Genomic DNA, 415 nt, shown 5'->3' with positions numbered 1-415 from the left:
TGCCAAGGCATCCACCGTGCGCCCTTAAAAACTTGGCCACAGATGCTCGCGTCCACTGTGTAGTTCTCAAACAACGACCAGCCACCCACCACCCTGACCCATACAGGCCAGGTTCACTGGGGCCGGCATCCGTGAAGGACGACCAGACGGCCGTACCCTCAGACACCCAACAACGTGCCAGGCACAGTGACTTGAAGAAGATCCGTGTTCCACGCCGAAGCAGTACTAACGGGTTCCTTGCTCGTCCCTGTGCCAACTAATCAACGTTCCACCCATGAGCTGACCGTGCGAGACGTTTGCTCGCAATCGGTGCTGTGCTCCTTAGAAAGGAGGTGATCCAGCCGCACCTTCCGGTACGGCTACCTTGTTACGACTTCGTCCCAATCGCCAGTCCCACCTTCGACAGCTCCCTCCC

The 415-nt window shown here is 58.3% G+C and carries 1 rRNA gene; it reads right to left on the bottom strand.

Going from position 1 to position 415, the window contains the following annotated elements:
- Positions 1-325: 325 nt before the first annotated feature.
- Positions 326-415: ribosomal RNA gene (locus OO47_RS33040) — 16S ribosomal RNA — on the bottom strand; the annotation flags it as partial.

This window comes from Streptomyces bikiniensis, assembly GCF_000716625.1.
In the GTDB taxonomy this organism is placed as follows: Bacteria; Actinomycetota; Actinomycetes; order Streptomycetales; family Streptomycetaceae; genus Streptomyces; species Streptomyces bikiniensis.
This window is presented reverse-complemented; position numbering and strand designations above follow the sequence as displayed.